Annotated in this window: 29 protein-coding genes; 14 read left to right on the forward strand and 15 right to left on the reverse strand. The window is 71.9% G+C overall.

Annotated elements, in window-relative coordinates; genetic code table 11:
* Positions 1-66: 66 nt before the first annotated feature.
* From ACQPXB_RS13420 to ACQPXB_RS13440, 5 genes are read right to left on the reverse strand one after another with little or no spacing between them, the layout of a single operon-like run.
* Complete coding sequence (locus ACQPXB_RS13420) at positions 67-1374, reverse strand: NAD(P)/FAD-dependent oxidoreductase (protein ID WP_366583422.1); 1308 nt, start codon at positions 1372-1374, stop codon at positions 67-69.
* On the reverse strand, positions 1367-1591 hold the full coding sequence (locus ACQPXB_RS13425; protein ID WP_220238256.1) for a ferredoxin: 225 nt from the start codon (positions 1589-1591) through the stop codon (positions 1367-1369). Before ACQPXB_RS13425 ends, ACQPXB_RS13420 begins: the two co-directional genes overlap by 8 nt.
* A complete protein-coding gene (locus ACQPXB_RS13430; RefSeq protein WP_366583421.1) occupies positions 1588-2196 on the reverse strand; it encodes a ferric reductase-like transmembrane domain-containing protein in 609 nt (202 codons plus the stop codon). The genes ACQPXB_RS13425 and ACQPXB_RS13430 overlap by 4 nt, the downstream gene beginning before the upstream one ends.
* Positions 2189-2929 carry a DUF4142 domain-containing protein gene (locus ACQPXB_RS13435; protein ID WP_432851867.1) on the reverse strand — a complete coding sequence of 247 codons (741 nt, stop codon included), beginning with the start codon at positions 2927-2929 and terminating at the stop codon, positions 2189-2191. Before ACQPXB_RS13435 ends, ACQPXB_RS13430 begins: the two co-directional genes overlap by 8 nt.
* Positions 2913-3851: a hypothetical protein gene (locus tag ACQPXB_RS13440; RefSeq protein WP_386956308.1), complete on the reverse strand. Its 939-nt coding sequence runs from the start codon at positions 3849-3851 to the stop codon at positions 2913-2915. The genes ACQPXB_RS13435 and ACQPXB_RS13440 overlap by 17 nt, the downstream gene beginning before the upstream one ends.
* Between ACQPXB_RS13440 and ACQPXB_RS13445 the strand changes: the two genes are divergently transcribed.
* From ACQPXB_RS13445 to ACQPXB_RS13455, 3 genes are all read left to right on the forward strand, one after another.
* The gene (locus tag ACQPXB_RS13445; RefSeq protein ID WP_285969050.1) at positions 3822-4265 is read left to right on the forward strand and encodes a sigma-70 family RNA polymerase sigma factor; all 444 of its coding nucleotides are present in this window, start codon (positions 3822-3824) and stop codon (positions 4263-4265) included. The genes ACQPXB_RS13440 and ACQPXB_RS13445 overlap by 30 nt on opposite strands.
* Positions 4266-4272: 7 nt before the next feature.
* Positions 4273-5022, forward strand: coding sequence for an anti-sigma factor family protein (locus tag ACQPXB_RS13450; protein ID WP_366583418.1), 750 nt, complete (start codon positions 4273-4275; stop codon positions 5020-5022).
* A gap of 240 nt (positions 5023-5262) precedes the next feature.
* Complete coding sequence (locus ACQPXB_RS13455) at positions 5263-6744, forward strand: DUF1996 domain-containing protein (protein ID WP_432851869.1); 1482 nt, start codon at positions 5263-5265, stop codon at positions 6742-6744.
* Positions 6745-7320: 576 nt separating this feature from the next.
* Here the strand turns inward: ACQPXB_RS13455 and ACQPXB_RS13460 are convergent.
* Entirely contained in the window at positions 7321-8334 is a 1014-nt protein-coding gene (locus tag ACQPXB_RS13460; RefSeq protein WP_432851871.1) for an Lrp/AsnC family transcriptional regulator, read from the reverse strand.
* 121 nt (positions 8335-8455) lie between these two features.
* Here ACQPXB_RS13460 and ACQPXB_RS13465 point away from each other — a divergent pair, with 121 nt between their 5' ends.
* From ACQPXB_RS13465 to ACQPXB_RS13485, 5 genes are all read left to right on the forward strand, one after another.
* Positions 8456-9655 (forward strand): M20 metallopeptidase family protein, encoded by a 1200-nt coding sequence (locus tag ACQPXB_RS13465; protein WP_432851872.1) that lies wholly within the window; start codon positions 8456-8458, stop codon positions 9653-9655.
* Between the two features lie 4 nt (positions 9656-9659).
* Positions 9660-9860, forward strand: coding sequence for a hypothetical protein (locus ACQPXB_RS13470; protein WP_220238265.1), 201 nt, complete (start codon positions 9660-9662; stop codon positions 9858-9860).
* A complete protein-coding gene (locus ACQPXB_RS13475) occupies positions 9860-11293 on the forward strand; it encodes a sodium:solute symporter family protein (protein ID WP_432851874.1) in 1434 nt (477 codons plus the stop codon). The genes ACQPXB_RS13470 and ACQPXB_RS13475 overlap by 1 nt, the downstream gene beginning before the upstream one ends.
* Entirely contained in the window at positions 11290-12492 is a 1203-nt protein-coding gene (locus ACQPXB_RS13480) for an amidohydrolase family protein (protein WP_432851876.1), read from the forward strand. The genes ACQPXB_RS13475 and ACQPXB_RS13480 overlap by 4 nt, the downstream gene beginning before the upstream one ends.
* A gap of 64 nt (positions 12493-12556) precedes the next feature.
* Positions 12557-13306 carry a tyrosine-protein phosphatase gene (locus ACQPXB_RS13485; RefSeq protein WP_432851878.1) on the forward strand — a complete coding sequence of 250 codons (750 nt, stop codon included), beginning with the start codon at positions 12557-12559 and terminating at the stop codon, positions 13304-13306.
* On the opposite strand, the gene ACQPXB_RS13490 is transcribed toward ACQPXB_RS13485, so the two are convergent.
* The 4 genes from ACQPXB_RS13490 to ACQPXB_RS13505 form a co-directional block, all read right to left on the reverse strand.
* Positions 13303-14691 (reverse strand): hypothetical protein, encoded by a 1389-nt coding sequence (locus tag ACQPXB_RS13490; RefSeq protein ID WP_432851880.1) that lies wholly within the window; start codon positions 14689-14691, stop codon positions 13303-13305. The two genes, ACQPXB_RS13485 and ACQPXB_RS13490, sit on opposite strands and share 4 nt — an antisense overlap.
* Before the next feature lie 106 nt (positions 14692-14797).
* On the reverse strand, positions 14798-15760 hold the full coding sequence (locus ACQPXB_RS13495; RefSeq protein WP_432851882.1) for a squalene cyclase: 963 nt from the start codon (positions 15758-15760) through the stop codon (positions 14798-14800).
* Between the two features lie 20 nt (positions 15761-15780).
* Positions 15781-16428: a response regulator transcription factor gene (locus ACQPXB_RS13500; protein WP_366583409.1), complete on the reverse strand. Its 648-nt coding sequence runs from the start codon at positions 16426-16428 to the stop codon at positions 15781-15783.
* Positions 16425-17555, reverse strand: coding sequence for a sensor histidine kinase (locus ACQPXB_RS13505; protein WP_432851884.1), 1131 nt, complete (start codon positions 17553-17555; stop codon positions 16425-16427). The genes ACQPXB_RS13500 and ACQPXB_RS13505 overlap by 4 nt, the downstream gene beginning before the upstream one ends.
* 75 nt (positions 17556-17630) lie before the next feature.
* Here ACQPXB_RS13505 and ACQPXB_RS13510 point away from each other — a divergent pair, with 75 nt between their 5' ends.
* The 3 genes from ACQPXB_RS13510 to ACQPXB_RS13520 all read left to right on the forward strand — a co-directional run bounded on the left by ACQPXB_RS13510 (position 17631) and on the right by ACQPXB_RS13520 (position 20375).
* Positions 17631-18794, forward strand: coding sequence for a low temperature requirement protein A (locus ACQPXB_RS13510; protein ID WP_432851886.1), 1164 nt, complete (start codon positions 17631-17633; stop codon positions 18792-18794).
* A gap of 103 nt (positions 18795-18897) precedes the next feature.
* Positions 18898-19476 carry a VC0807 family protein gene (locus tag ACQPXB_RS13515; RefSeq protein WP_432851888.1) on the forward strand — a complete coding sequence of 193 codons (579 nt, stop codon included), beginning with the start codon at positions 18898-18900 and terminating at the stop codon, positions 19474-19476.
* Complete coding sequence (locus ACQPXB_RS13520) at positions 19473-20375, forward strand: cytochrome P450 (RefSeq protein WP_432851890.1); 903 nt, start codon at positions 19473-19475, stop codon at positions 20373-20375. Before ACQPXB_RS13515 ends, ACQPXB_RS13520 begins: the two co-directional genes overlap by 4 nt.
* 4 nt (positions 20376-20379) lie before the next feature.
* On the opposite strand, the gene ACQPXB_RS13525 is transcribed toward ACQPXB_RS13520, so the two are convergent.
* From ACQPXB_RS13525 to ACQPXB_RS13545, 5 genes are all read right to left on the reverse strand, one after another.
* On the reverse strand, positions 20380-21180 hold the full coding sequence (locus ACQPXB_RS13525) for an alpha/beta fold hydrolase (protein ID WP_366583404.1): 801 nt from the start codon (positions 21178-21180) through the stop codon (positions 20380-20382).
* A gap of 9 nt (positions 21181-21189) precedes the next feature.
* Positions 21190-22242, reverse strand: coding sequence for an NAD(P)H-dependent flavin oxidoreductase (locus ACQPXB_RS13530; RefSeq protein WP_432851893.1), 1053 nt, complete (start codon positions 22240-22242; stop codon positions 21190-21192).
* The gene (locus ACQPXB_RS13535) at positions 22239-22958 is read right to left on the reverse strand and encodes a CoA-transferase (RefSeq protein ID WP_432851895.1); all 720 of its coding nucleotides are present in this window, start codon (positions 22956-22958) and stop codon (positions 22239-22241) included. The genes ACQPXB_RS13530 and ACQPXB_RS13535 overlap by 4 nt, the downstream gene beginning before the upstream one ends.
* 70 nt (positions 22959-23028) lie before the next feature.
* Entirely contained in the window at positions 23029-23889 is an 861-nt protein-coding gene (locus ACQPXB_RS13540) for a CoA transferase subunit A (protein ID WP_432851897.1), read from the reverse strand.
* A complete protein-coding gene (locus ACQPXB_RS13545) occupies positions 23886-24638 on the reverse strand; it encodes an enoyl-CoA hydratase family protein (RefSeq protein WP_432851899.1) in 753 nt (250 codons plus the stop codon). Before ACQPXB_RS13545 ends, ACQPXB_RS13540 begins: the two co-directional genes overlap by 4 nt.
* 79 nt (positions 24639-24717) lie before the next feature.
* Between ACQPXB_RS13545 and ACQPXB_RS13550 the strand changes: the two genes are divergently transcribed.
* From ACQPXB_RS13550 to ACQPXB_RS13560, 3 genes are read left to right on the forward strand one after another with little or no spacing between them, the layout of a single operon-like run.
* Entirely contained in the window at positions 24718-25446 is a 729-nt protein-coding gene (locus ACQPXB_RS13550) for an SDR family oxidoreductase (RefSeq protein WP_432851901.1), read from the forward strand.
* A gap of 1 nt (position 25447) precedes the next feature.
* Positions 25448-26344: an SDR family oxidoreductase gene (locus ACQPXB_RS13555; protein ID WP_432851903.1), complete on the forward strand. Its 897-nt coding sequence runs from the start codon at positions 25448-25450 to the stop codon at positions 26342-26344.
* Between the two features lie 37 nt (positions 26345-26381).
* On the forward strand, positions 26382-26852 hold the full coding sequence (locus ACQPXB_RS13560; RefSeq protein ID WP_432851905.1) for a pyridoxamine 5'-phosphate oxidase family protein: 471 nt from the start codon (positions 26382-26384) through the stop codon (positions 26850-26852).
* Positions 26853-26949 lie beyond the last annotated feature (97 nt).

The raw sequence follows: 26949 nt of genomic DNA on the forward strand, positions 1-26949 counted from the left end.
CAGCCGCAGGGACGGCGTGGTGACCGGCAGGAGGGGGCAGCCGCCGCGCGCGGCCACCCCCGGCTCTCACCGCGCGTAGTCCTGGACCGTGCCGAGCTCGTCGGCGAACTCCGCGTAGAACTCCTGCGTGTCGAACCGCTCGTCGGTGTCGAACTGTTCGTCGTCGGGCCAGGTCTCGACCGGCTCGGGGGCGGCCGCCGGTGTGTACTGCGGCACCGGCAGCCGCCGGTCGAGCTCGGCCGTCCAGTCGAGCATCGCGCGCGGCTTGTCCCACGCCGTGATGCCCACGAGCTGTCCCGCGCGGATGAACCCGGTGATGCCGTCGGCGAGCGAGACGGTGTCCTCGCCCAGCGCCGGCAGGCCCGCCATCTGCAGCCGCACGTCATACAGCGTCGACCACGCCCGCGGCAGCGGCGCGAACGGAGTGGCCGCCGACCGGCCCGCGATCAGGTTCTCCGCGGCCGCCCGCGCCGACTCCACGGCGTTGATCCAGTGCTCGACGCGGCGCGGCACCTCGTCGAAGCGCAGGTTGGGCCAGCGCGCGAGGTCACCGGCCACCACGACGTCGTCGGCGCCCTCGGCGAACAGCGTCGGCTCGCACAGCACGCCGTCCTCGACGTCGAGACCCGAGCCGCGCAGGTAGTCGACCGCCGGGACGCTGCCGATCGCGAGCACGACGCAGCTCGCCACGAGCAGCTTGTTGTTCGTCAGGTGCAGCCCGACGGTGTCGTCGGTGCTGATCCAGTGCCGCACCTCCGAACCCATCGCCAGCTTCGTCCGGTGTTCCTTGTGGAGCTTCACCACCGCGTCGGAGATCCGGCTGCCGAAGCGGTGCAGCGGCGCCTTTGCGTGGCCGACGAGCGTGACGTCGCGGCCGAGGTGGCGCATGCTCGCGGCGAACTCGTTGCCGATCAGGCCACCGCCGATCACCACGGCCGGTTTGTTGCTCGCGTGCAGGCAGTGCCGCACGGCCAGCGCGTCGTCGATCGTGCGCAGCACCCGCACGCGCGGGTCGTGGCGCGGCGAGCCGGGCAGGTGCCGCGGCACGACGCCGGTGGCCAGCACGAGCCCGTCGTACCAGAGCGATTCGCCGCCGGGCAGGTGCACGACGCGCTCGACGGTGTCGAGGTGCGTCGCCCGCGTGCCGAGCCGCCAGTGGACGTCGAGGTCGCCGTAGGCCCGCAGCGTGGTGTCGGGTGGCCGCGCCGCTCCCATCACGAGCTGCTTGGAGATCATCGGCCGGTGGTACGGGCGGCGGGCCTCGTCGCCCACCATCACGATCTCGCCGTCGAAGCCCAGCTCACGCAGTCGTTCCGCCGCGCGCAGGCCGGCGACACCTGCGCCGACGATGACGATCCGGTCGCCGTCAGCCATCGAGTTCCCCTCTCAGCACGACCGCCTGCATCGGGCACACGCGTGCCGCGGCGATCGCTTGGGTCATGTCTTCGGGCTCGAGCAGGCGCTTGCGGAAGCGCAGGCGCCCGTCCCGGCCGAGGTCGAAGAGGCCGGGGGCCTCCATCGCACAGATTCCGTAGAGCTCGCACCGGTCGTTGTCGACGCTCACGCGCGGCCCGCTGCCGGGGAGTTTCACGCCACCTGCTCCTCGACGAGGCCGATCCGCTCAAGCGTCCGCGGCGGCAGGAACCGCAGCAGCGACAGCGTGACCGGGGGGACGAGCAGCGTGATGCCGACGAGCCACAACGTCGCGAGGTGACCGTTGGCGATCGCGCCGAAGAACGCGTGCAACGCGGTCAGCGCGACGGCCGGGTAGGCCAGCCGGTGCAGCCACAGCCAGCGCCGGTACGACGTCCAGCGCTGCACGCACGTGGTGAGCGCGATGGCCAGCATCAGCTCCAGCCCGACGATGCCGAACGTGTGCCGGGCGAGCGTGCCCGGCATGAACGGGATCGTGATGTAGGCCAGCGAGAACGGGTTCACGGTGAGGTAGAGGAACCCCAGCGCGTGCAGGCAGCCGAACGAGAGCGTGAGCGTCGCCAGGGTGAGGTGGCCGCTGCGCAGGGCCTTGCGGCCGGTGACCGAGCGCACCCAGCCCGTGGCGGTGAGCACGCCCCAGCACAGCGTGAGGCACATGAACGCGTACGACAGCCTCGCCGAGAGCGCCGCGATGCCGCGGGCGGCCGGGTCGGTGGACTGCTGAGCGAGGGTGGTCACCGCCTCGTGGACGGTGTCAACCATGGGTTTCTCCTGAGTTCGGGCGGAGCCGGCCGCCGCGCAGGCGGCCGGACTTGAGGTAACGGATCCCGAGCAGCGTCGCGCCGCCGACCAGCAGGATCAGCAGGGCGCCGGTGAGGATGTCGCCGGTCCGCAGGTCGAGGGCGGCGCCCGCGGGCGCCGCGGAACTGGCCACGTTGGCCTGCGGCAACGCGGTGAAGTCCACGAAACCGGTGCTCTCCAGCAGTGTCATGTGCCGCAGCACGGCCTGGTTCGCGACGGTCGCGTATGCGCGGATCTCGGGGTTGCGCGTACCGGCGCGGACCTGTGCGATGACGGCGAACACTTGGCCGTGGGCCGCGCGCAGCCGGTTGGCGAAGATGCGGTCGAAGTCCTGCGGGGTGGGGGCGTTCTGCAGTTCGTTGAGCCAGCCCATCTGCTCGGCCGACGGCTCGGCGGGCAGCGCGACGTTGAGCTTCGCGGCGAGCTGGCGCGTCATCACGTCGAGCCGGCCGTGGTCGACCATGATCGCGGCGCCGACCTCCCGCACCTTCGGGCTCGCGCCGCGGGTTTCGGCCCAGGTCCCGGCGGGCATCTCCCACAGACCGGCCTGGCGCACCTTCACGAGCAGCAGGTGGTCGCCGGCGTCGGTGCCGGTCTGGGCGGACGCGGGGGCCGGCTGCAGCACCACGAGGGCGGCGAGCAGCACGACAACGACGCGGACGAACCTTCGGGCGAGCTCAGATCCGGAACGCATCGGTCCGCCAGGTGTCGGTGGTGGTCTCGATCTTGCGGCCGTCGGGCGACAGCGGGAACCACGCGCGGTCGGCGCCCTGCCCGGCGGTCTGACCCGGCATTTCGTCGCCGGTGAAGCGGTAGAGCGGCCAGCCGGCGAGGGTGACCTGGTCCGTGCCGTCGGAGCGCGTGACGCTTCCCACAAGGTCACGGTCGATGCCGGTGAGCTTCACGTCACCACTCGCGCGGACGGGCAGCCACTTCTGCGCGCACTCGTCGTCGCAGCGGGAACGAGACGGCTTGGCGCTGTCGCGGTCGTAGCGGTAGACGGCGAAACCGCTTCCGTCCACGACCACCGGGCCGAGGTCGAACGCGCGCGCGGCACGCAAGGCGGCTTTCGCCGGGTCGGTCTGGTCGGCCGGCATCTCCATCGGCATGGTCATCGAGCCTGCGCTCGCGGAATAGCCACCGGGAGCGGTTCCGGACTGACATGCGGTCAACACTGTGAATGCGGCCAGGCACACAGCGGGCGGTGCCGCTGTGCGGAACAAGCGGTTCACGGCTTCCTCCAGGGGGCGGAACTGCGCACCGTCGCGGGGGAACGACGGGAAAAGGGCGCAGTTGATCCACTGTGGACAGTAAGCCCAGGGTGAATGCGGCGCGTCGCGGGGGAACGACGCTTTGTCGGGGTCTTCGACGGTGGATACGGACACGGGTTCGACACGGTTCAAAAAACTTTCGTGACCAAAGCCCGTGATTTTGGTACTGGACGAAATGGTGCCGTTGCCACAAAGATGGCCCGCGTGGGACGGCACAATCGAACGCTGAGCCCGACGGACGATCATGAAACCGAAAACCCCGGAGTTCATGACGACCTGGCCAAAGCGTTGTACCAAGAGTTCGGCGGAGCCTTGATGGGTTTCGCGCTGCGCCTGACCGGTCACGACCGGCAGTGGGCGGAGGACGTGGTGCAGGAGACGTTGATCAAGGCGTGGCGCAATGCCGACAAGCTCGACCGGAGGCCGGCGATGCTGCGCGCGTGGCTGTTCACCGTCGCTCGGCGCATCGTCATCGACGGCTGGCGCAGCCGCAGTGTCCGTCCGCAGGAGCTCGAGGAGATCGAGTCCGACGCCGTGTTCGTGTCCGACGAGTCGGACAAGACCGTGGCGGCCATGATCCTCTACGAGGCGCTGCAAGGGCTTTCGCCCGAGCACCGGGAGGCCGTGCAGCAGACGTACCTGGCCGACCGGACCGTGAACGAGGTCGCCGCCACCCTCGGGGTGCCGCCCGGCACCGTCAAGTCGCGAATCCACCACGCCGTCCGCGCCCTGCGGAAGGCCATGCGCGAGCGGGGGTGAGGTGACGGTGGCCGGGTCCCCGCACACCGACCTCGCCGCGTACGTGCTCGGCGTGCTCAGTGAGGCCGACAACACGCGGTTCGAGGAACACCTGCTCGACTGCCCGCACTGCCAGCTCGACCTCGTCGAGCTGCACCAGCTGCCCGACGTGCTCGACCTCGTGAAGAAGAACTGGCCGGAGCCGCCGGTACCGGTCACGCCCGGGCGCACGCTGGCGCCCGGTCCGCGCGTGCTGCGGGCGCTGATGGCCGAGGCGACGGTGAAGCGCAAGCGGCGCCGGCGCATCGGGCTCGTCGCCGCGGCGGCCGCGGCCGCGCTCGTCGTGGCGGGTCCGCTCGTGACGCTCGCGGTGCGCCCGGCCGACGCCGCCGGCCCCTCCGTGAGCCTGGCCGCGCCGACGTCGGTTCCGCCGGCGCCGTCCTCCTCGCTGTCCGCGCCCGGTGGCGGCACGTCGTCGGGTCAGGGCGCTTCGGCCGTGACCGCGCGGGTGACCGTGACCCCGCGCGAGTGGGGCAGCTCCGTGGACCTCGACCTGAGCGGCGTCGCGGGACCGATGAACTGCCAGCTGCTCGCCATCTCCTCCTCCGGCGACATCCGCACGGTCACGGGCTGGTCCGTGCCCGCGAAGGGCTACGGGATCCCGGGCTCGCCCGACCCGCTGCACGTGACCGGTGGCACGTCGCTGCCCGCCGACGAGATCACGCGGTTCGAGGTCCGGGCCGACGACGGCACGCTGCTCGTGGTCGTCGACCGCTGAGCCTCCCCGCTGGGGAAATGCTCTGTCCTTTGTGGACCGTACGACTGGCTTCCCGATCACGTGCGGATAACGCGGCGATTTCTTTTTGAACCACTTCGCCTTCCCGTCCGTATTCCCCAGTGCCGGCACCGGATTCCCCCGCATCCGAGCTGCCGAGCATCTCGACTCCAAGTAGTTCACACCCGGGCCGCAGCCGTAGTTCGGCGCGCCCGGAGGATCGAACGAGGTGAGCACAGCACCATGACCAGGAACCATCCCCGGCACCGGTCGGCGAAGCGCGTCACGATCGCCACCGGTGCGCTCGGCCTCGCCCTCGCGGTCGGCGCGCTGGCCGTGAACGCCACGTCCGGCGAGCCCGACCGCGCCGGCGCCGACCCGGCCGACAAGTCGTTCTTCCTGGACATCAACAAAGTCCCGAAGGGCTCGAACGTGAGCCGGGCGCAGAACCGCGGCGCGCGCGGCACGTTCACCGTCGACTGTGGACGCAACGAGAACGGCCACTTCAACCCCGACAACTTCATCGCGCAGCCGGGTGTGCGCAACGGCGCCCAGCACCTGCACGACTACGTCGGCAACCTCTCCACCAACGCCGACTCGACCAACCGCAGCCTCGCCAAGGCCGGCACCACGTGCAAGAACGGCGACAAGTCCACCTACTACTGGCCGGTGGTCCGCATCGACACCGGCGACGAGGAAGAAGCCCCGGCGTCTTCGGAAGCCGCCCCGCCGGCTGACGACGTGGCCGCCGACCGCGCCGGCGCGGCCAAGGACGCCGCCGCGCCGCAGGTCGAGTGCCCCGACGTGGTGAGCGAGCTGCCCGACGTGCCCGACGCGGCCATGGACGCGGTGAACACCGAGCTCGACGCGATGGACGCGCAGGTCGACCAGGCCGACAAGCAGGTCGAGGCCGGGCAGGATTCGGCCGCGGTGCTGAACTCGTTGAAGAGCAAGCGGTCCGCGTCGCTGAAGAAGATCTCGGACAAGATGACCGAGCAGGGTGTGAAGCCGGAGGACCCGGCCGCGCTCGCGGGCTGCGCCGTGCAGGACTCCGACAGCACGGGCCTCGACAACGGCGGCGCCAACAGCGATCCGGCCGCCGGCGAGAGCGCCACGGAGCAGAAGCAGAAGCAGGACAACGGCGCGGCCGCCGAGCTCCCGGGCGTGAACGACGCGAACGAGGTCGCCGGCAACGACGGCGAGATCCAGCGCGTGGTGTCCGCGACGCTGTCCTTCGGCAGCGGTGGTGCGCGCAAGGTCGTGGCGATGCCGCGGTTCCTGCGTGTGCTCTACGGTGACGCGAAGGAAGGCGCCAACGGTCCCGCCAACGCCCGCGCCAGCTGGACGTGCTCGGGCTTCGAAGACCGCCTGACCGACCACTACCCGATCTGCCCCACCGGCAGCAAGGTCGAGCGCATCCACGCCTTCCCGAACTGCTGGGACGGCAAGAACATCGACAGCGCCAACCACCGCACGCACATCGTCTTCTCCGACACGAACGGCAACTGCAAGCGCGGCTTCAAGGCCGTGCCGCAGCTGAAGATCACCCTGGTCTACAACATCCCGCACGACGTGCAGGTCAAGGGCCAGTACAAAGTGGACGCGTTCCCCGAGGAGAAGCACAACCCCCGTTCGGACCACGACGACTTCGCCAACGTCATGACGCAGTCGCAGATGAACCGCGTGGTCTCCTGCATCAACACGGGCAAGCGCTGCAAGGAATGACCAGGGGAGAGGGCGGCTCGGGGCGGTGTCTCGCTCGGACACCGCTGGGACCCGGGCCGCCCCCACCCCGCCCCGGTCGGGATTCGGCCGGATGACCGGAGGAGTCGAGATGCGGTTTTCCCCGAGCCGCGCGGAGTTCACGGCCCGCCGGCGTCGGGTGGGTACCCGGGTGTTGCGCTTCGGGCGACCGGAACGCCGGCGCGGTGCGGTGCCTCGCGCGGGAGCTGCGCGGGCTCACCTCACCTCGCCGGAGCACGGAAAGACCCAGGAGCAGTGATGAATTTCCCTTACCACACAGAGGATTTCGACCGCGACGGTCGTGAGGATCCGGCGCGCGACACCGCTGCCGACCTGTCGTGGTGTGACGGAGGTGGCAGGGCGGCCGGTTCCGGGCGGTTCTCCGGTGTGCTGCCGGTGCCGCCGGTGTCCGCTTCGGAAACCGGCTGACCCCACCCCGAAAAAGCTCCGATTCGGCGAGGTTCCCTCTCCTTCACCCACCCCCCACTCGCCGGGTCGGGTTCCTTGCCGGTCCGGCGGGCGCTTCCCTCCCACATCCCCCCGCACCCGCCGGACCGGTCAAGGGTTTTTCGTCACCGGGGACCAGAAGTCCAAGGGGAGGTGGCCGGCGGCGAGGCCTTCGTCGTCGAGCAGGTGGCCCATGAGCTTGATCCCGCGCAGCGTCACGGCGCGGTCGACGATCTCCAGCCACGGCAGCTTGGCCGCCAGTGACCCCTCCAGCGGCAGCAGGTCGTGCTGGGAACCCAGCCACACCACCAGCATCAGGTTCGCCGCCCCGCTGAGGGCGGCGCACATGCGCACCTCCGGCAGCATCGCGAGCGACCGCGCGGTCGTCTCGAGCTTGTCGGGCGGCACGCGCAGCCACAGCATCGCCGTGACGGGTGCGGGGGACAGGGGCCGCGCGATCTCGCAGCGCAGGCGGACGGCGCCGCGGGCCAGCAGGGCGTCGAGGCGGCGCCGGACGGTGCTCGCGCCCACGCCCAGCTGCACCGCCAGCGAAGCGGCCGACGCGCGGGCGTCCTCGCCGAGAGCCAGGATCAGCGCCTGGTCGAGCTCGCCGAAGCGCAAAGGTCCGGACGATCGCGCCGACGGCGACACCAGAGCTTCCCGCTCGCCCGGCGAGATCGCACGAACTCGCCACCGGCTGCCCTCGGTGAACAGCCGCGGCGACACCACCGTGCGCGTCGCCGTGACACCCGGCAGCGCCGACAACCGGTGCAGCACGTAGTCGGAGATCGCGCGCAGCGACGGCGCCACGAGGTGGATGTGCAGGTCGCAGTGCCCGGCCAGGAACTCCACCGTCGCCACGTGCGGGTCGGCCGAGAGGCGCCGCGCCACAGCCAACGCCGCGCCCGGTGCGCAGTCGATCTCCACGAACGCCAGCGCCAGCTGCGCCACCAGCTCGCCGCCCGGGTACGCGGTCAGCCAGGCCTGCCCGCGCGACACCAACGTCTCCCACCGGCGTGCGGCCGTCACGGCGCCGATGCCCAGCGCCTGGCCCAGCACGGCCCACGTGGCGCGCGGCCGGGTTTGCAGCGCGTCGAGGAGTTTGAGGTCGCTCTCGCTCAACATGGCCGATCCTTCGTCCGCACGGCGCCGATTTGGCGGATTCCCGCGATCCGGCCGGCAGGAGCGTTCGACACTCGCATCATCGTCGGGCCAGCATATGTCGATGTTCCAGCGAGGGAGACCCATGTCCTTGCGCTCCGACGCCGCAGCCCTGCGCCCCGACCTCGTCGCGCTCCGCCGATCGCTGCACCGCACCCCCGAGATCGGCCTCGACCTGCCCCGCACCCAGGAAAAAGTGCTGCAGGCCCTCGACGGCCTCGGCCTCGAGATCAGCCTCGGCCGCGACCTGTCCTCGGTGACCGCCGTCCTGCGCGGCGGTGGCGGATCCGGCGGCACGGTGCTGCTGCGCGGCGACATGGACGCGCTGCCTGTGACGGAAGCGTCCGGCGAGGAGTTCTCCTCCCAGATCGACGGCGCCATGCACGCCTGCGGACACGACCTGCACACGGCCGGGCTCGTCGGCGCCGCGCAGCTGCTCGTCTGCCGCCGCGACCGGCTGGCCGGCGACGTCGTGTTCATGTTCCAGCCCGGCGAAGAAGGCTGCGACGGCGCGGGCTACATGATCGACGAGGGTGTGCTCACCGCTTCCGGCCGCCAGGTCGACGCCGCCTACGGGCTGCACGTTTCGGCTTCCCGCCACGCGCGGGGCCTGTTCACCTGCCGCCCCGGACCGCTCATGGCCGCGTCCGACGCGGTGAAGGTGCGCGTGGTCGGCGCCGGAGGCCACGGTTCGGCGCCCGAGGCTTCGCGTGACCCCATCCCGGCCGCGTGCGAGATGGTCACCGCGCTCCAGACCCGCATGACCCGGGCGTTCGGCGCGTTCGAGCCGGTCGTGCTCACCGTCGGCAGCTTCCACGCCGGCACGCGCCGCAACGTGATCCCGGACGACGCGGTGTTCGAGGCCACCGTGCGCTCGTTCGACCCGGAGGTGCGCGAGCGCATCCGCGCGCAGGTCGTGCGCGTGTGCGAGGGCATCGCCGCCGCGCACGGCCTGGACGTCGAGATCACCTACGACGCCGAGTACCCCGTGCTGGTCAACCACGACGCCGGCCATGACTTCATCGCGGGCACCGTGCGCGAGGTCTTCGGCGAGGAACGGTTCGAGCTGCTGGAAGACCCGATGACGGGCTCGGAGGACTTCTCCCGGGTGCTCGGGAAGGTGCCGGGCGCGTTCGTGTTCCTCGGCGCGTCACGCTCGGACGATCCGGTCGGCGCGCCCAACAACCACTCGCCGCGCGCCGCGTTCGACGACTCGGTGCTCGCCGACGGCGCGACCCTGCTGGCCGAGCTGGCGTGCCGGCAGCTCGCGGTACTGGCAGCGTGATCACATGCGCAGCTACCACCTCCCGCCGATCATCCCGGTGATCGCGCTGGTCCTCATGCCGTTCCTGCCGTTCGTCAACTCCACCGGGCTGTGGCTCGGCCTGCCGAAGATGCTGGTGTGGGGCGCTTTCTGGTGCCTCATGTTCACCCCGGCCCTGCTGCTGAGCGAGCGCATGATGGCGCGCGCGGGGGCGGGTGACGACTGATGATCCTGGCCTTCACGATCGTCGGCATCGTCCTCATCGGCGTGCTCGGCTTCGTCGGGCGGCGCAAGCCCGCGGCGGATCTGAGCGAGTGGACCGTCGGCGGCCGCAAGTTCGGCGCGCTCACGATGTGGTTCCTGCAGGCCGGCGAGGTGTTCACCACCTTCACCTTCCTCGGCATGGCGGGGCTCGCGTTCTCCGGCGGCGTCGCGGCGATGTACGCGCTGCCCTACGTGCCGATCGCCTACGTGGTCCTGTTCTTCCTGGCGAAACGCCTGTGGCGGATGGGCAAGGAACGCGGGTACCTCACCCAGGGCGATTTCCTCGAGGACCGCTTCTCCAGCAAGTTCCTCGGCACGCTCTCGGCCGTGCTCGGCGTGATCTTCGTGCTGCCCTACCTGCAGCTGCAGATCACCGGCCTCGGCCTGATCGTGCGGCTGGTGACCGGCGACGCGGCGTCGGGCAACCTGAGCATGGTCCTGGGCAGCGTGCTCATCGTCGCGTTCGTGCTGTGGGCCGGGCTGCGGGGTGTGGCCGCGACGTCGTACTTCAAGGACGCGATCATGCTCGTGGTCCTCGTGGTGCTGATCATCGCGGTGCCCGCGCACTTCGCCGGCGGCGTGTCGGGCGTGTTCCACAAGATCGAGCAGCTGCACCCGGAGAAGCTGTTCATCCACGCCGGCACCAACGACCACACGTGGTTCATCACCAGCATGATCGTGAGCGCGATCGGCGTCGGCCTCATGACACTGCCGCACTCGTGGCCCGCGCTGATGGCCGCGCGCGACCCGAAGGTGCTGCGGCGCAACTACACGTGGATGCCGATCTACGAGCTGTGCCTGCTGCTGCCGATGATCATCGGGTTCGCCGCGATCCTGGTGGTGGACAAGACCAGCGACCCCAACGGCGTGCTCCTGACCTTGAGCAAGGACGCGCTGCCGGGCTGGGTCACGGGGCTGGTCGTCGTGGCGGCCACCGCCACGGCCATGGTGCCCGCCGCCGGCATCCTCATCGGGATCTCCTCGCTGGTGGCCCGCAACATCGCGCGGGTGCGCGGGGAACGCAAGCAGTTCTGGATCAACCACGGCACGGTCGTGCTCGCGAGCGCGCTCGCGTTGGTGCTCGGCATTTTCCGGCCCGATCTGCTCGCGAACCTGCTGCTGCTCACGTACTCCGGCTCGGTGCAGCTCGCGCCGGCCAACCTGCTGGGCTTCCTCAAGAAGGTGCCGGTCGGCAAGGGCCCGGTGCTCGCCGGGCTGATCGCCGGCGAGATCGTGGTCATCTGGCTGACGTTCTTCGACACTAAGTTCGCCGGCACCGTGAACGTCGGCTTGATCGGGCTCGCGGCCAACGTCGTCGTGCTCGCCGTGGCCGCCGGCGTCGAACGGGCCGTGACGCGGCCCGGTGTTCCCGTGAAGCAAGGAGAACCGGTATGACCCGCACGGTGTTCAGCGGCAGCTCGGTGTTCGACGGCACCGGCAGCGCCCCCGCCCCGGCCGACGTGGTGGTGGAGGACGGCCGGATCGTCGAGGTCGGCACCGGTCTCGACGGCGACCGGTCCGTCGACTGCACCGGCGCGACGCTGCTGCCCGGCCTGTTCGACTGCCACGTGCACGTGACGGTGTCCGACCTGGGGCTGCTGCCGCGTGTGCAGAAGCCGTTCTCCTACCAGTTCTACGAGGCCGCCCGGAACCTCTGGACCACGCTCAAGCTCGGCATCACGACCGTGCGCGACGCGGCCGGCGCCGACCTCGGCATCAAGCAGGCCGTGGCCGACGGGCTGATCCCCGGGCCGCGGCTGCAGATCGCCATCGGCCTGATCAGCCCCACCGGCGGCCACGGCGACGGCTGGATGCCTTCGGGCCACTGCGTTCCGCTGTCGCTGCCGCACCCCGGCCGCCCCGACGCGACGGCCGACGGCCCGGACGAGATGCGCCGCGTGGCCCGGACGCTCTTGCGCGCCGGCGCGGACGTGCTGAAGGTCTGCACCACCGGCGGCGTCCTGTCGCCGCGCGACGATCCGCGGCACTCGCAGTTCACCTTGGAGGAGCTCGACGTCCTCGTCACCGAGGCCCAGATGCAGGGCCGCGCGGTGATGGCCCACGCCCAGGGCGCGGAGGGCATCAAGAACGCCGTGCGTGCCGGCATCCGCTCCATCGAGCACGGCATCTACCTCGACGACGAGGCCATCGAGCTCATGCTGGCCCGCGGCACCTGGCTCGTGCCGACGCTGGTGGCGCCGGTCAACGTCATCCGCGCGGCCGCGGCGGGTGCTTCGCTGCCGGACGCCGTGGTGCAGAAGGCGAAGGAGGTCGCGGAGGTCCACGCCGATTCGGTGCGCCGCGCGGTCGCCGCGGGGGTGCGGATCGCGATGGGGACGGACAGCGGCGTGGGTCCGCACGGGACGAACCTGGAGGAGCTGGAGCTGATGCGCTCGTGCGGCATGAGCCCGGCCGACGTGCTCGTGGCGACGACGTCGTCGGCCGCCCGCCTGCTCGGGATGGACGGCGAGCTGGGCCTGCTCGCGCCGGGGCAGCGCGCGGACGTCGTGGTGGTGGCGGGGGATCCGTACGACTTCGCGAACCTGGCGGCCAACGTCCGGGAAGTCTGGCAGGACGGCGTGCGGGCGGTGTGACGCTTTCCTTGGTGCTCCGGCTGTTTCCGGGAGCCGGAGCCCCCAGGCCTGCCATGATCGGCTGATGACTACGAGCAGAGTTCCGGATTGGGAGGGGTTTCACAACACGCGGGATCTCGGCGGCCTGCCGACCACGTCGGGCCGCACGACCCGCCACGGCGCGTTCTTCCGCTCGGGCGACCTCCGGTTCGTCACGGCCGAGGGCTGGGCCCGGGCGCACGAGGACGGCTTGCGGACCGTGCTCGACCTGCGCAACGTCGACGAGATCGCGGGATCTCGGGCGGGTTCGGCGCAGTTCGCCGGCGCGGACGTCGCCACGCCGGCCGGCCTTGACCGCGTCGAGGTGCCGCTCGACGACGTCGCCGACGTGGAGTTCTGGGCGTACGTCGACGAAGAGCAGCTCGACGGCAGCCCGCTCTACTACCGCCCCTTCCTCGAACGCAAGGCCGAACGCTGCGCCGCCGTCGTCACCGCGCTCGCCCGATCCGGGCCCGGCGGGGTCGTGTTCCACTGCGGTGCGGGCCGCGATCGGACCGGTCTCGTCGCCCTTCTGCTGCTGGCTCTCGCCGACGTGGAACCCGCAGCGATCGCCGCGGACTACGACCTGTCCACCGCGGCCGTGAAGCCGCTGTTCGCCGCGCTGGGCCGGGAGGACCAGGGCCCGCTCATCGAGACCTTCCTCGCGAACCGCGGTACGACAACGCAAGGCGCGCTCTTGGCCGTGCTCGACGGCTTCGACGCCGAGCGCTACCTCTTCGACGCCGGCGTCAGCGGGGCTGACCTGGCGGTGATCCGCGCGAAGCTGGCCGGCTAGAACGCGCCGAGCCCCACCGGCACGCCCAGGCCCGTCGGGCCGTCCCAGCCCGGGCCGGCGGAGCAGACGACGGGCTTGAACTGCGCGCAGTCGGCGGGGCCGTGCTGGGCGTTGGAGCCGGCGGAGACGTCGGCGAGAGTGCCGGGAGGGGCGCTGTACAAGGTGTTCGGACCGTCCACACCGGACAGCCGGCCGCCGCGGGCGTAGAGGCCGGCGATGAAGGGCGAGGCGGCGCTGGTGCCGCCGACGACGAGCCAGCCGGCTTTGCCGTTGTTCGGCGCGTACGAGCGGTAGACGGCGACGCCGGTGAGCGGGTCGGCGACCGCGGAGACGTCGGAGCCCGCGCGGTGGCCGGAGCAGTTGGCGGCGATGGCGGCGGGCTGGCCTTGCGCGGGTCCGAGGTCGAGCGCGCAGCCGCTGCCGGCGCCGACCCAGCGCTGCTGTTCGCCGTGCGGGGTGAAGAGGCTGCCCCACGCCTTCTGCACGAACGAGCCGCCGGAACCGCTCAGCGACGTGCCGCCGACCGACGTGACCCACGGCAGTTCCTGCGGCCACAGCTGCGGCCCGCCGAGATAGCCCTTGTCACCCGACGCGGCGACCACGGCCATGCCCGGGTGGTGCAGCGCCACGGCGGGCGCGCCTGTGCCGAGGTAGTCGCCCTGCAGGCCGGTGGGCACGCCGTAGCTCATGCTGACGGCGCTCGAATGGAGGCTGGCCGCGTAGCTCACCGCCGTGCCGAAGTCGTCCGCGAGCTGGCCGGGCAGCTGCAGCAGCACGGCGTTGAGCAGGCGCCCGACGTCCATCGGGATCTGGACCATCGTGATGCGGCACATCGGGCACGCGGCGGAGGCGAGGTCGACGTCGAGCGCGGTCTCGGTGGCGTAGGCCTCCTCGATCTCGCCGAGCCCGTCGACGGGCTTGAGCGGCGGACCGCCGTGGTAGTCGGTGATCTTGAGGCAGCCGTCGGCGGTCGTGCACTCGGGGAGGCCGAACTGGCTGCGGTAGGTCGTGAGGTCGGCCTCCAGCGTCGGGTACGCGCCGATGCCGACGATCGTCACCGTGCCGCGTTCGCCGGTCTTCGCGTCCGGCAGGTGGTACGCCCGCGCCAGGTCCGCGGGCGAGAACCCGGCCGGCGCGGGGGTGGTGAGCGGATCGGCCGACGCCTTGTCGCGCGTGACGACGTTCGTCAGGCAGCCGAGGTCCACCTGATGCCCCTGCACGACCCCGGTGCACGAGTCGGCGACCCCGTGGTCCTGGCCGAGCGTGCCCGCCCGGACGGCCTGCGCGACCTCGGCCGTGGCCGCGTCCGGCGGCGTCGCCACGGCCGGCGCGGCGAGCGGAACAGCGACGACCACGGCCAGCACGAGCGCCCGACCCAGCTTCATGCCCAACTCCCCTCGGCGGCGACCCCCTCAGGCCTACACCGCCGAGCCACCCCCGGCAGGGGCGGACGGGTCCTCGCACCCGCACGAGTGAACGATCACCTGGTTGTCAGCGTGTGCGAGAGTCCCACCAGTCGAGGACCCGCGTTGCGTGGAAGGTGAGCCACTTCGACGGTTCGCCGGCCGGGGCGTCGATCTCGAACCAGACCTCGCCGGGGTGGCGGCGGGCCTGCAGCCAGGTGCCGTCGGGTTGGCGCGCGGCGCGGATGAGGTCGACGGCTTCGGCCATCCGCGGGTCCGGGGCGGTGCCGTCGAACAGGGCGGCGGCGCGGAAGTAGTCGGCCGCGTTGAGGACGTTGTAGAACCAGCGGAACGGGTAGCCGAAGGACCGGACCCAGGGCGCGATCGGCTCGCCCGTGGACAGCCGCCGGAACAGGCTGCGGGACAACAGGTATTCCTCGCCGGCGCGGCGAGCGTCGGCAACACAGCCGGTGGAGTCCACGGAGCCGCCGGCTTTCTCGTGGTCCAGCAAGGCTTTCAGCGCGTTGAGGGTCGAGTGCACGGATGACCGCTCGGCCCCCTCCACCCACAGGCAGTTCCAGCCACCGTCGGGCAAACGGTGCTCGACGAACCACCGCGCGATGCCGTCGACGTCGGCGCCGAGCCACAGGCCGTTGGACAGCGTCCACGAGTTGATGCAGACGTCGACCTCACCGTCCCAGTACGGCAGGTTCTCGTACTCCCACCGGCTGTTGCGCGCCAGCAGCTCGGCCGTGCCGTCGAGCACCGACGCGTCGAGGCCCCAGTCGCGCAGGGCGTTGAGCGACCACGTGGTCGCGGTCCACGGCTGGCCGTCCTCGGGCGAGCCCTTGAACTCGGCGGGGAAGAACGCGCCGCCGGCCCACTGGCCGTCCGGGTCCTGCAGGGCGAGCAGCCGCGCGCCGAAACCCTCCGTGGCGACGCGGGCGCGCGTCGCCTCCCAGACCTCCGGCGGTGAGCCCGCCAGGTCGCGTTCGACCTGCCAGCGCAGCGCCGGGTCGGAGTCGAGCAGCCACGCGAGCACCTCAGCCATGGGCCGACTCTACGGCCGCCTCACCCCGAAGTCAGCCCGTGACGATAGGCGTACCCGACGGCCTGCGCCCGGTCGCGCGCGCCGATCTTGCCGAGGATGCGGTTGATGTGGCTCTTCACCGTGGCCTCGGCGACGAAGAGCCGGTGCGCGATCTCGGTGTTGGACAGGCCGTCGGCGATCAACGTCAGCACGTCCACCTCGCGGGGTGTCAGGCCGTCAGGCACCGAGGCGGACGGCGTCCGGGGCGCGCCGGACGTGAGCGCGTCCACGAGGTGGTGCTGCACCGCGGGGTCGATCACGGCGGCACCCTGCGTCACCTGGCTCAGCGCGCGGCGGATGTCGTCGGCGCCGGCGTCTTTCGTGAGGTAGCCGCGGGCGCCGGCCTGCAACGCGTCGAGCACGGACTTGTCGTCGGCGTACGTGGTGAGCGCGACGACCTGCACGTCGTGGTCGCGGCCGCGGATACGGCGCGTGGCCTCGATCCCGTCGCAGCGCGGCATGCGCAGGTCCATCAGCACGACGTCCGGCTTCAGCCGCCCGGCCAGCTCGGCCGCCTGATCGCCGTCGGCCGCGGTGCCGACGACCTCGACACCGGGCAGCAGCCCGAGCAGCATCGACAGGCCGTCGCGCACCACGCGCTGGTCGTCGGCCACCAATACGCGGATCACGCCGGCGCCCACAGGCTCACCCGGAACCCCGTGCCGGTCGGTGCGGCGTCGAGCTGCCCGCCCAGCAGCTCGGCGCGTTCGCGCATGCCGCTCACGCCGTAGCCGTGGTCGCCGGGCGCCGCACCCGGGCGGCCGAGGTCCTCGACGGTCAGCAGCGTGCCGCTCGGTTCGTAGCTCAGCCGCAGGTCGACGCGCTCGGCGTCGGCGTGTTTGCGGACGTTGGTCAGCGCCTCCTGCGCAACCCGGTACAACGTCAGCCGCGTCTGCGCGGCCAGCTCCGGCACCTGACCGCTCACGGTGACCTCGCACGGGATCCCGGTGTCGCGTTCGAACTCCGCCGCCAGCACCGGCAGCCGCTCCGGCCCCGGCAAGTCCTCGCCGCGCAGCGCGCCGATCGCCTGGCGCGCCTCGGCGAGCCCGCTCTGCGCGAGCTGGTGGGCGCGTTCCACGGTGTCGGTGAGCCGCGGGTCCGCTCCACTGTGGACGGACAGCAGCCGCGCTCCTTCGAGGTGCAGCAGCAGACCGGACAGCGAGTGGGCGAGCACGTCGTGCATCTCGCGCGCGAGCCGCTGCCGTTCGGCGAGCGCCGCCGCGCGGACCTGGGCCGCGCGGGTCTGCTCCAGCTCTTCGGTGCGTTCGCGCAGCTTCCGCGTGTAGACCCCCAGCCGGTAGAACGCCAGCATGCCGAGCGCGCTCAGCAGCGTCGGCACGGCCTCGTGGCGCGCCCCGAACAGGCTCGCCGCCACGAGCGCGGCCGCGCTCAGGCCGGCGACGATCGTGCCCTTGCGCTGGTCCAGCCGCGCCGACGCCGTGGCCGCCAGCAGGAAACCGCCGAAGAACCCTGTGCCGTTGGGTTCGAGCCACACCAGCGTCACGGAGCTGGCCAGCACGAGCAGGAACGAGCCGATCTCGACCGGCACCGGCAACCGCCACTGCTGCACGCCGTACATCAGCATCGCCCCGCCGAGCAGCACGCCGAGCAGGCCGAGCAGCACCCCGAGGCCTTGGCCGTGCAGCGCGGGCTGCGGTTCGGACTTCGCCGCGAGCACCGTGAGCAGCACCAGGACGAGCACCGAGACCACCCGCCGGACGCGGTGGTCGGCGCTGTTCAGGGGTGCGTCGGACACCCGGCCGACGATATCGGCGGGACGCGCGGGAGTCTTCAACCCTCGGGTGTAGATCCCGCGGCCATACTGTCCGCCATGACCACGACCGAGAAGAGCGAGGAACGGCACGCGTCCTGGCTCGAGCTGTTCTTCGACCTGGTGGCCGTGGCGGGGGTCGCGCAGCTGGCGCACCTGGTGCACGGCAGCACGTCCTGGGGCGACGTCGGGCTGTACGTGGTGTGCTTCCTGGCTTTCTGGACGGCGTGGATGTGCTTCACGGTCTACGGGAATGTCGCGAAGGGCGCCGCCCACACGATGCCCGTGCTGCTGGCGATGGCCGGCCTCGCGTTCATGGCCGCGTCGGTGTCGGACATCCACGGCAGCCACGCGAAGGTGTTCGCCGTCGCCTACATCGCCGTGCGCGCCCTGGCCGACCGCGTGTGGGAGAGCCGCCGCGGCGGCGTGCGCGTGATCGTCGACTGGCCGGTGGCGCAGCTGGGGTTCGGCGTGGTGCCGTGGGTGGTGTCGCTCTGGGTCGACTCGCCGTGGCGCTACGGGCTGTGGGCGCTGGGGCTGGCGCTCGACCTGGTGATCACGTTCACCGTCTCGGGCGACCGGCTGGTCGCCAGCATCACCGCGAAGCTCGCGCACCGCGAGGGCCCCGTCCAGCACCCGACCCTGGCCCGCCTCGACACCGTCCACTTCGGCGAACGGCTGGGCCTGTTCACGATCATCGTGCTCGGCGAAGGCGTCCTCACCGTCACCGACGCGATGGCCTCGACCCCCGAGTGGAGCGCCCGCCTGTTCTTCACGGTGATCGCCGCGCTGGCCCTGCTCGCGACTCTCTGGGGCACGTCGCTCAACCAGGGCTTCGGCGGCATTCCCTACCTGGCCGCCGACGCCCTCGGGCCGCGCCTGCTGCTGCCCCTGCACTGCCTGGTCGCCGGTCTGCTGGCCGCGTTTGCGGGGGCGCTGGGCGATGCGGTCGAGTCCGTCGCCGAGGGCCATCTCGAACCGTCCACGCGCTGGCTCCTGTGCGGCTGCATCGCGGCGTTCGCGGTGATCGGTTCGCTGGCGGGTTCCGCTGTGGGCCGCGGTGTCCGGTGGGCGATCGTGACGGCGATCCCGGGCCTGGCGATCCCGCTGGCGCTGGGTCTGGCGGGCGAGACGATGGCGCCGGCGGCGTTCCTGTGGCTGCTGGTCGTGGCCGCGGGCGCCGGGTTGCTGCGGCGTCGTTCGGCGGCGCCGGCGGCCGCGTAGACCCGTGGGTGGAGAAGGATTTCCCACCCTGGCGCCGACGCGGTGAGGGGGCGCCGGAAGCCACGCTGAGCAGGTCCTAGTCGCCGAAGGGGAGGACCTGCTCGTGAAACCCGAACTGCTGCGCCGGCTGCTGCCGAGCCTCGTGCTGAACATCGCGCTACCGCTGGTCGTGTACCTGCTGCTGAAGCCCGTCGTGGGGAGCGAGGTGGTGGCGCTGGCGATCTCCGCGGCCATCCCGCTGCTCGTCACGGTCGGGCAGTTCGCCGTCCGCCGCCGGCTGGACCCGATCGGGGTGGTGGCGATCGCCGGGTTCGTGGTGATGCTCGTGGTCCTCGGGCTCACGGGCGGCAACGAGCTCGTGGTGAAGCTGCAGGACGCCGTGCTCACCGGGCCGGTGGGGATCGTGCTGGTCGGCTCGGCGGTGATCGGGAAGCCGTTGCTGCTGCTGGTCTTCCGGTTCACCGGCCGTCCCGCGCCCGCGCCGGCCCAGCGCCGGGGGATCACCGTGATGACCGCTCTGCTCGGCGGCGTTCTGGCCGTGCACGCGGCCGTGCTGCTGGTGCTGGCGATCTCGCTGCCGACCACGACGTTCCTGGCCGTGGGCAAGCCCGTCGGTTACGCCGTGATCGGCGCCGGGCTGCTGGCGGTGTTCGTCTACCGCAACCGCGTGCGGGCGGCGTGAGCGAGCCGTGGGTCGTGCGCGGGCACGCGGAGGTCAAGCGGCTCTTCGCCGACCCGCGGCTCGAGCCGCTGCCCGCCCGCGACCCGGCCGAGCACCGGCGGATGCGCCGCCTGCTCAGCGGTGCCTTCGCAGCCCGGCGTCTGGCTGTGCTGCGTGGGGACGTCGACGCGCTGGCCGAGCGGCTGCTCGCGGAACTGAGCAGCCCGCCTGTCGATTTCCACGCGGCGTTCTCGGACCCGTTCCCCGAGCTGGTGATCCGCCGGCTGCTCGGCGCCCCACCCGGGGAAGATCTGGCCGACGTCGCTCGCTTCAAGCTCGGCCACCCGGCGGACGATCTGCTGTCCGAGCTCGTCCGCGAAGTCCCGCCCGCCGAAGCCGCCCGGTACGCGACGCTGCTGCTCTACGCGGGCCACGTCACCACCACAACCGCGATCGACAAGGGTGTCGTGCTGCTCGACCGCCACCCCGCGCACCGGGCGGCTGTCTGGGCCGATCCCTCGCTGGTGCCCGGCGCCGTCGAGGAGATCCTCCGGTTTCCCCTGCACCCGCCGAACGGTGGCCGTCCTCGCCGGGCCACGGCCGGGTTCGACCTCGGTGACCACCGTGTCGAAGCGGGCGACGTCGTCTTGCTGAGCGCGGTCGCGGCGAACCTCGACGAGACGGAGTTCCCGGGCGCGCACGAGTTCGACGTCCACCGCGACGCCACCGGCCACCTCGCGTTCGGCCACGGCCCGTACTACTGCCTCGGCGCCCCGCTGGCCCGGCTGGAGCTGCAGGCGGTCTTCACGGCCCTGCCGCGGCTCCTGCCGGATCTCCACCTCGCCGTGCCGGCCGGAGAGCTGCGGTTGCGCGCCGACGTCGGGCACACGGCGTTCGCCGAGCTGCCCGTGACGTGGTGAGCGCTCAGGCCTGCGCCGACGCGAGCAGTTCGCGCAGCGCGGCCGCGAACTTCGGCGCGTTGCGCTGCGGCGCCAGGTGCGCGCCGGGAACCTCGACGAACGGCAGGCCCAACTCGAGCGCCAGGATCTTCGCCGGCTGGTAGTGGTAACGGCCGCGGCTGGCTTCGCCGGCGACGGGCACGATCTCGGTGCTCGCGCGACGCAGGGCGCGCAGGTCCGGCAGGTAGTCGAAGAACTCGGCGAGCTCGCGGTCGAACAAGCGCAGCCAGTCGGCCTCGTTCGGCAGGCGCAAGTTGGGCAGATCGGGCAGCGCCGCGCCCGCGATGCCGTCGGCGAAGCGCGTGACGGCGCCCATCAGGTCACCCGAACGGGCCAGCCGGATCTGGTCGTTCGCGGCCTCGAGCCAGCCCGTGGCGTCCGGCATCAGCTGGACCGCGGGCGGTTCGTGCGCGACGAGCACCGACACCCGGTCGGGGTGGCGGGCCACGAGGTCGAGGCCGATCTGCGCGCCGGCACTGGTGCCGAACACGGGGATCGGGCCGGCGCCGATGTGGTCGAGCACGGCGAGCGCGTCGTCCGCCTGCCGGGAAACCGGCACCGGACCCGTGGTGGAGTCGGTGCTGGCGAAGTGGCCGCGCCGGTCGTAGGTGACCACGGTGTGGTCCGTCTGCAGTTGCTTGACGAGCGCGCGCAGCGAGTCCGCGCCGCCGGTGCCCCCGGGGATGAGCAGCAGCATCGGGCCCTCGCCACCGGTGCGGACGGCGAGCTCGCCCTCCGCGACCGGGCAGCGGCTTTCCGAGATCATGCCTTGAAGTCAAGCACAACGGCCGTCGCCGAGGCGGCGCAGGATCGCCTCCGCGTCGGCCACGATCCCCTCGATCAGGTCCGCCACCGAGGGCAGGTCGCGCAGCAGCCCGACGACCTGCCCGGACGCCAGCACCCCGGCCGCCGAGTCACCGTCGACGAGGCCTGCGCGCAGCAGCATCGGCGTGTTGGCGGCCATCAGCACCTGCGCCCGCGTCCGCCCGCTGGTGCGCAGCCGCAGGCCCTCGCGCACGAGCGCGGCCCACGAAAGCCCGCTCGACCGGCGGAACCGGGCGGCGTTCGCCGCGGCACGCGCGAACCCGGCGAGCGGGCCGGACTTCTCCAGCGCGTCGACGAGGCCGGTGCGCAGGACACGGTGCGGCAGGCCGTCGACCTTGCGCGTGACGACGGTGCCGGTGAGGTCGTGGTCCAGGTACAGCTGCTTCACGGCGTCGGGCACGGTGCTTTCGCGCGTGAGCAGGAACCGGGTGCCCATCGCGATCCCGGCCGCACCGTACGCGAGCGCGGCCGCCAAGCCCCGGCCGTCGAAGAAGCCGCCCGCGGCGACCACGGGGATGTCGACGGCGTCGAGCACGGCGGGCAGCAGCAGCGTCGTGGCGACGCCGCCGGTGTGCCCGCCGCCTTCGCCGCCCTGCACGACGACGGCGTCGGCGCCCCAGTCGGCGACCTTCTCCGCGTGCCGGGCCGCGCCGACCGACGGCAGGACGACCACGCCGTGGTCCTTGAGCTTGGTGATCAATTCGCGGTTCGGCGCGAGCGCGAAGGACGCGACTTTCACGCCTTCGGTGATGAGCAGGTCGACGCGCCGGGTGGCGTCTTCGGCGTCGGCGCGGAGGTTGACGCCGAACGGGTTCTCGGTGCGGGCCCGGGTTTCCTTGATCGCGGTGGCCAGCTCGTCGTAGGTCATGGTGGCCGAGGCGAGGATGCCGAGGCCGCCGGCTTCGGCCGTCGCGGAGACGAGGCGGGGGCCGGCGACCCAGCCCATGCCGGTCTGGACGACGGGGTGGCGGACGCCGACGAGATCGGTCAGCGCCGTCCTCACGACGGAACTTCCTTGTCGCGCACGGACTTCGGGTCGAGGACTTCTCTGATGAGGTGCAGCTCTTCGTCACCGGGTTCGCGGGTTTGTTCGGTGGCGGAGATGTCGAGCGGGAACGATGTCGCCGCGGTGACGTCCTCGACGGAAACCCCGGGGTGCACCGAAAGCAGCCGCGGCGCGTGGCCGGTGCCGCCGAAGTCGAGCACGCCCAGATTGGTCACCACGCGGTACACGTCGTGGTACGGCAGGGAATCCGCCCGCGCGTAGCCGACGCCCGACACCACGTCCACGCGGTCGACGAACACCCGCCGGCTGTGGCGCGGCACCCAGTAGCTCGTACGGTGGTTCACGGTGTTGCCGGGCCCGCCGCGTACGCCGAGAAGCTGCTTCGCAGGCTTCGCGTGTGGGCCGATGGCGGAGATGTTCTGGTTGCCCTCGCGGTCGAGCTGGTTCGCGCCCATCACGACGTGCCGTTTTCCGTGCGGCACCACGGTGTCGAGCATCTTCCGGAACGGCTGCCAGCCTTCGACGACGCCGTCCGCGGTGACGAGGGCGGCTTCGCCGTCGGTGAGCAGCAGGTCGGGTTCGAACGTCAGCCGCGCGAGCTTCGCGCCCAGACTCGGGATGAAACCCATGGGGCTGATAAGGATCTCGCCGTCGCCGTGGAAGAGCTCCGCGCACGCGATCACGGCGTACTCGGCGCGCGTCACGTCGGTCATGCCGCCTCCTGCGTCTTGCGGGACACCCGCACCCGGCCGGCGGCACGAGCGGGCCGGCGCGATCGTGAGCTCATGCCGCCTCCTCGGCGAAGCGGGCGACTTCGCGCTGGTACTGGGCTTCGTCGCCGGAGAGGAACCGGTCGGCGAACCGCGGCCACCGCTCCGGGTCCTTGGCTGCGCTCGCGTAGTGGCGTTGGAAGTTCTCGTCGCGGCCGTAGTCGGGCGCGGCGCTGGTGAAGTGCGCGCCGCGCGGGGTTTCGACGACGCCGTGCACGCTCGCGCGGTTCAGCAGCAGGCTCTGCAACGGCGCGGCGGACAGTTCCGCAGTGGGGACGACGCGTTCGGCGGAGACGTAACAGCGGTCGGCGGCGAGAGCGAACAGCTCGTCGAAGTACGGGTCGGGGCCGAGGTACTGGGCGTTGCCGCGGGCGTCGGCGCGGTTGAGGTGGACGAGTGCGGCGTCGAGCTTGAGCGCGGGGACGGCCAGGAGCTCTTCGCCGTCGGCGTAGGGGGAGCGGATCGTGCGCAGATGCGGGTTCAGCGTCACGACGTCGGAGCCGAGGCCGGCGCGGGTGGGGAGGAACGGAAGGCGTTGTGCCGCGGCGGAAAGGCCGGTGCCGAGCACCCCCTCGTCGTACTCGGTGACCTCGAACGCGCCGGCTTCGCGGGCGCGGGTGAACCACGGGTCGTACGGGATCGAGTCGAGCGTGACGAACCCGAAGACCAGCCGGCGGATCTTGCCCGCGGCGGCGAGGAGGCCGACGTCCGGGCCGCCGTAGGAGACTACGGTGAGGTCCTTCAGCGGCGAGCGCAGGATCGCGCGCACGAGCGCCATCGGCTTGCGCCGCGAGCCCCAGCCGCCGACGCCGACCGTCATGCCGTCGCGCAGCTCGGCGACGACCTCGTCGGCTGTCATCCGCTTGTCGCTCAAGGCTTTCCCTCTCCGTCGAGGAACTGCTGCCGGGCGGCGCCGGAGACGCCGGCGAGGTTGAGCTGGAAGGTGAATCCCTGCTCGAAGCGGTAGCTGCGGTGCACCGGCTGCACGTCGATGCCGTTGATGGCCTGCTTCGCCGCGCGGATCACGCGGGTGTCCTTCGCGGCGATCCGCCGGGCGAGGGCCAGGGCGGTTGCGTCGAGGTCTTCGCGGGGTACGACGGCGTACACGGAACCGTGGTGGTGAAGCTGTTTCGCGGAGATCGTTTCGGCTGTGTAGTACAGCGCGCGCATGAGGTGCTGCGGGACGAGCCGTGCGAGGTGCGTGGCGGCGCCGAGCGCGCCACGGTCGACCTCCGGCAGGCCGAACTCGGCGTCTTCGCTGGCCACGACGACGTCGGCATTGCCTGCCAGCCCGACTCCGCCGCCGAGGCAGAACCCTTGCACAGCGGCGATCACGGGCACCGCGCAGTCGTAGACGGCGGAGAAGGCGGCGGCACAGCCCTCGTTCGCGCCGATGAGCGCCGTGTGGCCGGGGTCGCGCTGGATCTCCTTGATGTCGACGCCGGCGTTGAAGCCGCGGCCCTCGGCGCGCAGCACCACGACGTGGGTTCCGGGATCGCGGCCCGCGTTCGTGACGGCTTCGGCGAGGGCGAACCAGCCGCCCGCGGTGAGTGCGTTGACCGGCGGGGCCGCCACCGTCACCACGGCGACGCCGGGCTCCGGGGAGTGCGTGGACACGGTCATGGTCACCTCTGACGGGTTACAAACCTAGCACTTGCTTGGTAGGTTAGCACGGCAACGACGACGCGGCGGGAGGTCTCGGGTGGCACTGGATCTTCGCCTCGATGGTGCCGTCGTGCTGGTCACCGGCGGGACGCGGGGGGTCGGCGCCGGGATCGCCGAGGTGTTCCGCGAGGCGGGCGCGCGGGTCGTCGTGTGCGCGAGAAGCGGTGGCGGGGTGGATTTCGTGCGGTGCGACGTGCGAGAGCCGGCCGAGGTGACGCGGCTGGTTTCCTTCGTGGTGACGGAGTACGGGCGGCTCGACGTGCTGGTGAACAACGCCGGGGGCGCGCCGTTCGCGGACACTTCGACGGCGTCGGCGCGATTCCACGAGAAGGTGGTCGCGCTGAACCTCCTGGCGCCGCTGGGGGTGGCGCAGGCGGCGAACGCCGTGATGCAGCAGCAGGAAACCGGCGGCGTGATCGTGAACGTGAGCAGCGTCAGCGCGACGCGGCCTTCGCCGCGGACAGCGGCGTACGGGGCGGCGAAGGCGGGGCTCGACAACCTGACGGCGACGTTGGCGGTGGAGTGGGCGCCGAAGGTGCGGGTGAACGCGCTCGACGTGGGGATGGTGGGGACCGCGCCTTCGCTTTACGACCCCGCGGTTGCCGCGACCGTGCCGCTGGGGCGGCTGGCGACGCCCGCGGAAGTGGGGGCGTGTGCGGTGTTTCTGGCTTCTCCGTTGGCTTCGTACGTGAGTGGCGCGCGGCTGGCAGTGCACGGCGGTGGTGAGGCGCCGGCGTACCTGCGGGCCGGTTCGGAAGGGGTGTGACGTGGGGCTGGTCGACGGTCGGGTCGTGGTGGTCACCGGTGCGGGGCGCGGGATCGGGCGGGCGCACGCGCTGGCGTTCGCGGCCGAGGGGGCGCGGGTGGTGGTGAACGACGTCGGGGCTTCGCTGGACGGCAGCGGGGGTGCGGCGGGCCCGGCGGGTTCGGTGGTTTCGGAGATTCGTGCTCTGGGCGGGGAAGCGGTGGCGAACACCGACGACGTCGCCGAGTGGTCCGGCGCGGCGCGGCTGGTGTCGGCGGCGGTGGAGGCGTTCGGTGGGCTCGATGTGCTCGTGGCCAACGCCGGGTTCCTGCGGGACCGGATGCTGGTGAACCTGTCGGAGGACGAGTGGGACGCCGTCGTGCGGGTGCATCTGAAGGGGCACTTCGCGCCGTTGCGGCACGCGGCCGCGTACTGGCGCGCGGAGGCGAAGGCGGGGCGCGCGCGGGAGGCGCGGGTGGTGCTGACGAGCTCGGGCGCGGGGCTGCTGGGGAGTGTCGGGCAGGGCAACTATTCGGCGGCGAAGGCGGGGATCCTGGGGCTGGCGTCGGTTGCCGCGGCCGAGCTCGCGCGCTACGGCGTGCTCGTCAACGCGATCGCGCCGGCCGCACGGACGCGGATGACGGAGGGGACGTTCGACATGGCGGCGCCGGCGGTGGGGTTCGACGCGATGGCGCCGGAGAACGTGTCGCCTTTGGTGGTGTGGCTGGGTTCCGTCGAGTCTTCGGGGGTCACGGGCCGGGTGTTCGAAGTGGACGGTGGCCGCGTGTCGGTGGCGGACGGCTGGCGCCACGGCCCGTCGCGCGACAAGGGCGCGCGCTGGGAGCCGGCCGAGCTGGGCCCGGTGGTGGCTTCGTTGCTGGCCTCGGCGCCTTCACCTGAACCGGTGTACGGCGCTTGAGCCGGTTTTGTCGGTGGCGCGTGCTTGACTCTCTCGCATGACCACCTGGCAGACCTTCGCGGCGGCCGCCCCCTCCCTGGCCGAGCGCATCCACGAACGCTTCCTCAGCGGCGAGTCCCACGTCCTGGCCACCCTGCGCCGCGACGGCTCCCCCCGCGTGAGCGGCTCCGAAGTCTCCTTCCGCGACGACGGCTCCCTCTACATCGGCTCCATGCTCGCCGCCCGCAAAGCCCGCGACCTCCAACACGACGGCCGCTTCGCCCTCCACGCCTACCCGGGCATCGAAGAAAACGGCCCCGGCGACGCCAAACTCGCCGGCGTCGCCCGCGAAATCACGGACGCCCGCGCCGACGCCGACAGCCACCTCTTCGAACTGGACATCCACGAGGCGGTGTACACGTGGGTCGGGGACAACACGCTTTTTGTGGAGTCCTGGCATGACGGGGGCGCTTGGGTGCGGTTCGCCCGGCCGGACAACGGACCGGCGGAGCGCACGGTGCTGGGTTGAGGGTTGCTGGGTCGGCTGGCACGGCCGCGAGCCGGACGATGCCGGGGGTTTCGCACGGCCTGACAACGCCCTGCCGGGCGCGCGGTGCGGTTGAGCG

It is taken from the genome of Amycolatopsis sp. CA-161197 (assembly GCF_050942255.1).
Taxonomy (GTDB): domain Bacteria; phylum Actinomycetota; class Actinomycetes; order Mycobacteriales; family Pseudonocardiaceae; genus Amycolatopsis.